This window comes from Streptomyces sioyaensis, from assembly GCF_004122735.1.
GTDB classification, from domain to species: domain Bacteria; phylum Actinomycetota; class Actinomycetes; order Streptomycetales; family Streptomycetaceae; genus Streptomyces; species Streptomyces sioyaensis.
The window spans coordinates 1-7,790 of sequence record NZ_SDIF01000198.1 but is presented as its reverse complement, the minus strand read 5'-3'; the positions used below and the strand labels follow the sequence as shown (position 1 = coordinate 7,790).

The 7,790-nt window shown below is 75.1% G+C and carries 6 protein-coding genes; all 6 read right to left on the bottom strand.

Annotated features, from left to right (window positions below):
* Positions 1 to 101 precede the first annotated feature (101 nt).
* Complete coding sequence (locus EST54_RS32355; RefSeq protein ID WP_129251248.1) at positions 102 to 647, bottom strand: methylated-DNA--[protein]-cysteine S-methyltransferase; 546 nt, start codon at positions 645 to 647, stop codon at positions 102 to 104.
* A 226-nt stretch (positions 648 to 873) separates the two neighbouring features.
* Complete coding sequence (locus tag EST54_RS32345) at positions 874 to 2,388, bottom strand: DNA-3-methyladenine glycosylase 2 family protein (RefSeq protein ID WP_129251249.1); 1,515 nt, start codon at positions 2,386 to 2,388, stop codon at positions 874 to 876.
* A gap of 224 nt (positions 2,389 to 2,612) precedes the next feature.
* Positions 2,613 to 3,158 carry an O-acetyl-ADP-ribose deacetylase gene (locus tag EST54_RS32340; RefSeq protein WP_129251247.1) on the bottom strand — a complete coding sequence of 182 codons (546 nt, stop codon included), beginning with the start codon at positions 3,156 to 3,158 and terminating at the stop codon, positions 2,613 to 2,615.
* 178 nt (positions 3,159 to 3,336) lie between these two features.
* Positions 3,337 to 4,749: a phytoene desaturase family protein gene (locus EST54_RS32335; RefSeq protein WP_129251246.1), complete on the bottom strand. Its 1,413-nt coding sequence runs from the start codon at positions 4,747 to 4,749 to the stop codon at positions 3,337 to 3,339.
* Between the two features lie 49 nt (positions 4,750 to 4,798).
* Positions 4,799 to 5,632 carry an inositol monophosphatase family protein gene (locus EST54_RS32330; protein WP_129251245.1) on the bottom strand — a complete coding sequence of 278 codons (834 nt, stop codon included), beginning with the start codon at positions 5,630 to 5,632 and terminating at the stop codon, positions 4,799 to 4,801.
* Positions 5,633 to 5,831: 199 nt separating this feature from the next.
* Complete coding sequence (locus tag EST54_RS32325) at positions 5,832 to 7,766, bottom strand: gamma-glutamyltransferase family protein (protein ID WP_129251244.1); 1,935 nt, start codon at positions 7,764 to 7,766, stop codon at positions 5,832 to 5,834.
* Positions 7,767 to 7,790: the final 24 nt, after the last annotated feature.

The following is a 7,790-nucleotide window of genomic DNA, read 5'->3' as shown; positions in this document are numbered from 1 at the left end:
GTCGTGGGGTCGGTCGAGGGGGCAGTCGAGGGGTCGGCCGTCGGATCTGACGGGTAGCCGTTCTCGGCGCCCCCACGGGTTCCTCCCCCGGCGAGCGCCCGTCAGCCGCATGCCCCGGCCGGGAACAGGGCCTGATCCGTCCGCTCGAAGGCGAGCAGCCGGCGCTTGCGGTCGAGGCCGCCGCCGTAGCCGGTGAGGCTGCCGTCGGCGCCGACGACGCGGTGGCAGGGGACGATGATGCCGACCGGGTTGCGCCCGTTGGCCAGGCCGACCGCGCGAGCCGCGGTGGGGACACCGAGCGCTTCGGCGAGCTGCCCGTACGAGCGGGTCTCGCCGTACGGGATGGTGCGCAGCGCCGCCCAGACGCGGCGCTGGAAGGGTGTGCCGCGCAGGGTGAGCGGCAGGTCGAAGGTGGTCAACTCGCCGCGGAAATAGGCCCGGAGCTGGGCGATGGCCGCGGCGAACGGCGGTGCGCCGGGGTCCGCCGGGTCGCCGAAGCTCTCCTGCGGCGGGCGGTGGCGCTGGTCGGTCATGTAGAGGCCGGTGAGGGCGGTCCCGGCGGCGACCAGGGTGAGCGGTCCCACCGGGGTGCCGTCCAGGACGGTGTGGGTGACGGGGGCGCCGGGCTCGGCGGTCTGCACGGTCATGGCGATGGACTCAGTTCGTCGGACGGTGATGGGTTCAGTTCGTCGGGAGGTGGCGGGCTCAGTTCGTCGGGAGGCGATGGGCCCGGTTCATCGGGAGGTGGTGGGCTCAGTTCGTCGGAAGGCGATGGGCCCGGTTCATCGGACGGTGGTGGGCTCAGTTCGTCGGGAGGTGGCGGGCTCAGTGCGTCGGGAGGTGGCGGGCTCAGTGCGTCGGGAGGTGGCGGGCTCAGTGCGTCGGGAGGTGGTTGATGGGGTGGTCGTCGGTCGCCCAGAGGTACTGGACGGCGTAGGCGCGCCAGGGGCGCCAGCGCGCGGCGTGCCGGACGAGGGCGGCGGGGGTGGCCGGCAGGCCGAGGCCGGCGGCGGCGCGGCGCAGTCCGAGGTCGGTCGGGGTGAAGGCGTCCGGGTCGCCGAGCCCGCGCATGGCGATGCATTCGACGGTCCAGGGGCCGATGCCCGGCAGCGTCGCGAGTTGGGCGCGGGCCTCGTCGCGGTCGCTGCCGACGCCCAGTTGCAGCGCGCCGGAGCCGAGGGCGGCGACGACGCCGGTGAGGGTGGCCCGGCGGGTGCGGGGCATCGCCAGTGACTCGGGGTCCAGCCCGGCGAGCGCGGCGGGGGACGGGAAGAGGTGGCTGAGGCCGCCGCCCGGGTCGTCGACCCGCTCACCGTGCGCACGGACCAGCCGCCCGGCGTGGGTGCGGGCCGCCGCGGTGGAGACCTGCTGGCCCAGGACGGCGCGGAGGGCGAACTCGTCGGCGTCGACGGTCCGCGGGACCCGGCGGCCGGGTGCCTTGTCGATGAGCGGCGCCAGCCGCGGGTCCTCGCGCAGCAGCCCGTCGACGGCCTCCGGGTCCGCGTCGAGGTCCAGCATCCGGCGACAGCGGGCGATGGCACCGGCCAGATCCCGCAGATCGGTCAGGGACAGCCAGCAGTCGATGTGGTCGGGGCGGGGCGCGAGGGCGACGATGCCGTGCCCGTAGGGGAGGCGCAGGGTCCGGCGGTAGGCGCCGTCCCGCCACTCCTCGACGCCGGGGACCGCGGTGGCGGCGAGGTGCCCGAAGAGGTTGTCGGGGTTCAGCGGCTGCCGGAAGGGCAGCCGCAGCGCCAGCGTGCCGGGCGCCGCCGTACGGGGGCCTGGCGTCGCCGTACGGAGGCCGGGCGTCGCCGTACGGGGGCCGGGCCGCGCGCGGTGCCGCAGCTCCGTCGGGGCCAGTGCGAAGACCTCCCGCACCGTCTCGTTGAAGGTGCGGATGCTGGCGAACCCGGCGGCGAAGGCGACCTCGGCCATCGGCAGTGCGGTGGTCTCCACCAGCAGCCGGGCGGTCTGCGCGCGCTGGGCGCGGGCGAGGGCCAGCGGTCCGGCCCCCAGCTCGGCGAGCAGCTGCCGTTCGATCTGCCGGGTGCTGTAGCCGAGGCGGGCCGCGAGCCCGGGGACGCCCTCGCGGTCGACGATGCCGTCGGCGATCAGCCGCATGGCGCGGGCGACCAGGTCGGCCCGCTCGTTCCACTCCGGGGACCCCGGGCTGGCGTCCGGCCGGCACCGCTTACAGGCCCGGAATCCGGCCTGCTGGGCGGCGGCCGCGCTCGGGTAGAAGCGCATGTTCTCCGGCTTGGGCGGCACCACCGGACAGCTGGGCCGGCAGTAGATACGGGTGGTCAGCACCGCCGTGTAGAACCAGCCGTCGAAGCGGGCGTCCTTGGACTGCACGGCGCGCACGCAGCGCTCGGTGTCGGTGTGCATGCCCTCAAGGATTCCCCAGCCGACGCGCTCCGGCTGGCGAGAATCCGACATCGACGTCGGACCACCTGGGACGGCGCGGGGCGGACTGGGACGGCGCGGGTCGCCCGGGTCGGCGCGGGTCGCCTGGGTCGGCGCGGGTCGCTCGCCGTCCCGCGCCGCCTGCGCGGGGAGCCCTGCAGGCCCCGGCCCCTGCGCTGCGGGGTCCTCCCCTGCGCTGCGGGGCCTCAGCCGCCGGTCTCGGCCAGGGCCGCCTCGTACGCCTCCCGCGCCGGGTCGTCGAACACGACGAAGCGGATCTCGTCGAAGGCATCGGGGGCCGCGTCGACCGCGGCGCGGACGGTGGCGACGGCGGTGCGGGCGCCGTCGGCGAGCGGCCAGCCGTAGATGCCGGTGGAGATGGCCGGGAAGGCGACCGTCCGCGCGCCCAGTTCGCCGGCCACCCGCAGGGATTCGCGATAGCAGGAGGCGAGCAGGTCGCCGCGGTTCTCGCTCTTCGCGTACACCGGCCCGACGGTGTGGACGACCCAGCGGGCGGGCAGCCGGCCGGCGGTGGTGGCGACGGCCTGGCCGGTGGGCAGCCCGCCGCCGTAGTGGCCGTCGCGCAGGGCGCGGCACTCGGCGAGGATCTCGGGTCCGCCGCGCCGGTGGATCGCGCCGTCCACTCCCCCGCCCCCGAGGAGCGAGGAGTTGGCGGCATTGACCACGGCGTCCACGGACTGCTCGGTGATGTCGCCCTGGACGAGGGTGAGAGAGGTGCCGGAGGTGCTCATGGTCTCCGACCCTACGGCGTGTCCGCGGTGGGCGGGCGGTTGCGCGGCCCGGTCAGCGGCGGGTGTCCACTGTGCGTCGGCCGGTCAACGACGGTGTCCACTGTGCGTCGAGCCACCCCGTGTGTCGGCCGGTCAACGGCGGTACCCGCTGCGCGTCGGGCCACCGTGTGTCGGCCGGTCAGCGGCGGTACCCGCGCAGCCGCCGCCAGACCGCCTTGGCGGCGTAGTGGCCGGACATGCCGTGCACGCCGGGACCGGGCGGGGTGGCCTGCGAGCAGAGGTAGACGGCGGGGTGGGCGGTCTCGTACGGGACGCGGGCGAGCTTGGGGCGGATGAGCAGCCGCAGGCCGGCCGCGGAGCCGGTGGCGGTGTCGCCGCCCACGTAATTGGCGTTACGGACGGCGAGTTGCGGCGGGCCGGCCACCGCGCGGGCCAGGACCAGGTCGCGGAAGCCGGGCGCGAACCGCTCGATCTGCCGCTCGACGGCCTCGGTGGCGTCGCCCTCCCAGCCGTTGGGGACATGGCCGTACGCCCAGAACGTGTGCTTGCCCTCGGGGGCGCGGGTGGGGTCGATCAGGCTGGGCTGAGCGGTGATCAGGAAGGGGCGGGACGGGTCGCGGCCGTAGGTGGCGGCGTTCAGCGCGGCGCCGATGTCGTCGCTGGTGGGGCCGATGTGGACGGTGCCGGCGCGGCGGGCGTCCTCGGCCGTCCACGGCACCGGGCCGGACAGTGCGTAATCGACCTTGAAGACGCTGGGGCCGTACTTCACGTCGCGGTAGGCGTTGCCCAGGCCGGCGATCCGGGCGAGCGCGGTCGGTGAGGTGTCGAAGACATACGCCCGGGCCGGCGGCAGGTCGTCCAGCCGCTTGACCTCGAAGTCGGTGTGCACCGCGCCGCCGTGGGCGCGCAGCAGCCCGGCGAGGGCGTCGGAGATGGCCTGGGAGCCGCCGCGGGCCACCGGCCAGCCGTGGGCGTGCGCGGCGAGCGCGAACATCAGGGCCATGCCGGAGGTCCCGAAGCCGCCGAGCGGGGCGTTGGCGTGCGCGCCGAGCCCGGCCAGCAGCGCGCGGGCCTTCTCGTCCTGGAAGCGGCGGTTGAGCAGGGTGACCGGCTGCATCGCGACCAGGCCGAAGCGGGCGTAGGTCAGCGGGTCCTGGGGCAGGCCGAGCCACTGGGTGCGCAGGAAGTCGCGGGCCATCGCCTCCCACTTGCCGACGAAGGGCGCGACGAGCCTGCGGTACGTGCCGGCGTCGCGCGGTCCGAAGGACATGGCGGTCTCACCGACGCAGTGGGCGAGCACGGCTGCCGTGCCGTCCGGGAACGGATGGGCCATGGGGAGCTCGGGGTGCAGCCATTCCAGGCCGTGGCGCGCCAGCGGCATCGTGGCGAACGCGGGTGAGCCGGCGCCCGTGGGGTGCACCGCCGAGCAGGGGTCGTGGCGGAAACCGGGGAGGGTCAGCTCCTCGGTGCGGGCACCGCCGCCGATGGTGTCGCAGGCCTCGAAGACCTCCACGGACATGCCCCGGCGGGCGAGTTCGACCGCCGCCGTCAGGCCGTTGGGTCCCGCCCCGATCACCACGGCATCGAGCATCCTCGGCACCTACGCCACTCCCCTCACGTCCGACCCTCGTCGGTGAGGATCAGTTGGCGGCCGCCAGCAGTTCGAGGATACGCCGCGCCGTTTCGGCGTCCCGCGCCGCGGTGAAGGGCAGCGCATTGCCGCCCTCGATCCGGAACGGCTGCCCGGCGACCGTGCCGCTCGCGCCGCCCGCCTCCTGGACCAGCAGCAGCCCGGCCGCGTGATCCCAGGCGTTCTCCCAGCTGAAGGCGATGGCGTCGAGCTCGCCGCGGGCTATGTGCAGATACTCCAGACCCGCCGAGCCACAGGGCCGCGGCGCGACGCCGGCGGTGTCCAGAGCGGCGAGCACCCGCTTCTGGTCGTCATCGGTGAAGTCGTAGTGGGAGGTGGCCACATTGAGGACGGCGCCGGGCTCCGGGCTGCCGGTGTGCAGCGGTGCGCCGTTGAGCTGGGCGCCGGCGCCGCGGCGGGCGACGGCCAGCAGGCCGAGCGCGGGGGCGTACGTCCACGACGCCAGCAGCTCACCGCGGTGGGCGAGCGCGACGAGCGTGGCGAAGCCGGGGTCGCCGTGCACGAACTGGCGGGTGCCGTCGACCGGGTCGACGATCCAGACGGGGGCGTCGCCGTGCAGCGCGTCGAGCACGGTGGGATCGGCGTGCACCGCCTCCTCGCCGACCACCCGGGAGCCGGGCAGCAGGTCCGTCAGGGCGACGGTGAGCTGCTCCTCGGCGCGCCGGTCGGCGACCGTGACGAGGTCGTGCGGGCCGTTCTTCTCGACGATGTCCTCGGCGGCGAGCTGCCGGAAGCGCGGCATGATCTCCTCGGCCGCGGCCCGGCGGACGGCGGCCTCGACGGCGGCGAGGTCCAGCCCCGACAGGTCAGGCGAAGAGGTCATGGCAACAGCATGGGTGATATCCGTGGGATCTCCCGCTTGGTGGGTACGAAGTGCTTCGATCATGCATCCATCGAACCACGAGCCACTGACACGGCGGCTGGACTCCAGGTGAACTCGGGATGCCGCGGAGGGCACGGCGGGGAACCGGCTCCCAGGGCTCGCCGCGGCTCCGCACCGGCCGCACCCCACACCGGCTGCATCAGCGCCCGGCCGCGTACCCCTGCATCCCCCGGGGATTCGCCGCCGCGGACAGCACACCACTCTCCGGATCCCGGGCCACGGCACACAGCCGCCCCTCGGACCAGTCGTCACCCACCGTGACCCGGTGCCCACGCCGCCGCAGCTCGTCGATGGTCCGCCGGCCGATCCGGGACTCCACGGTCACGCTCCCCGGCCGCATCCCGCGGGGGAAGAAGGACCCGGGGAAGGAGTCCTGGTGCCAGTTCGGGGCGTCGATGGCGCCCTGCAGATCGAGCCCGCCGCGGACCGCCCCGCGCAGCGCCACGGCCAGGAAGAAGTGGACCTGCCACTGGTCCTGCTGATCCCCGCCGGGCGTCCCGAAGGCCATCACCGGGACCCCGTCGCGCAGCGCCAGGGACGGGGTGAGGGTGGTGCGGGGGCGGCGCCCCGGGGTGAGGGAATTCGGCAGGCCCTCCTCCAGCCAGGCCATCTGCAGCCGGGTGCCGAGCGGGAAGCCGAGCCCCGGGACGACGGGATTGGACTGCAGCCAGCCGCCGGACGGGGTGGCGGAGACGAGGTTGCCCCAGCGGTCGACGACATCGATATGGCAGGTGTCGCCGCGCACGCCGCCGTTCCGGTCGATGTCGAGATGGCGGTCGCCTCGCACACCGCCGTTCCGGTCGGTCTCCGGGGCGACCGGGGCGACATCCGCGGGCACCCTGCCGGGCGCGGCGGCCGTGGTCGGCCCGCCGAGCCCGCCGCCCCCGACGGTCGGCTCGCCCGCTCCGCTGCCGGCGCCGCCCGCCGCACCGAAGCCGTCCGCACCCGCCGCGGCCGCCCGCGCGTGCTCGCTCAGCCGCGGGGTACGGCCGTCCGGGCTGCCGGGCCGCAGCTCGTACGAGGCGTGCGCGCCGACGAGGGCCCGGCGGGCCGCGTTGTAGTCGTCACTGAGGAGGGTGTCGAGCGGCACCTCCTGGGCGTCGCCGTACCAGGCCTCGCGGTCGGCCATCGCCAACTTGCTGCCCTCGATGAGCAGATGGACGTACTCGGGGCTACCGTACGCAGGCAACTCCCGTGGAAGCAGGGCGAGTTGCTGGAGGAAGACGGGCCCCTGGGACCAACCGCCCGCCTTGGCGACGGTCCAGCCGTTCCAGTCGTGGGTGACCGGTGCTTCATACGTGGCGGAGAAGGCGGCCAGGTCGTCGCCGGTGAGGGTGCCCGCATGGCGTTCGCCGGAGGTGTCCATGGCCGGGCGGGCCGCGAAGCCGGCGAGCGCCTCACCGATGAACCCCTCGCGCCAGATGCGGCGGGCGGCGTCGAGCTGCGCCTCACGGCCGGCCGACGCCGCCTCCGCCTCCGCCTCCGCGATCAGCCGGCGCCAGGTGGCCGCCAGCGGACGGTTCCTGAGCAGTCCGCCGGGGGCGACGGACCTGCCGCCCGGAAGGTAGAGCTCGGCGGAGGAGGTCCACTCCGTCTCGAAGAGCGCACGAACCGTCTCGACGGCCTCGCCGATCCGCTCCACGGCGGGATGGCCGTGTTCCGCGTACCCGACGGCGTACCGCAGCACCTCGGCGAGGGACTTGCTGCCGTGGTCGCGCAGCAACAGCATCCAGGCGTCGAAGGCACCGGGAACCGCGGCGGCGAGCGGCCCGGTGCCGGGCACCCGGTCGAGGCCGAGGGAGGTGTAGTGCGCCACGCTCGCACCGGCCGGCGCCGGGCCCTGGCCGCACAGCACCCGCACCGGCCCGTCAGCCGGCGCCAGGATGATCGGCACCTCGCCCGCCGGCCCGTTCAGATGCGGCTCCACGACATGCAGCACGAACCCCGCGGCCACCGCCGCGTCAAAGGCGTTGCCGCCGTCCTCCAGCACAGCCATCGCGGACTGGGTGGCCAGCCAGTGCGTACTGGAAACCATCCCGAAGGTGCCCTGGAGGGTCGGGCGGGTGGTGAACACGGGCACTCCTCGGTGGGTGGGGGG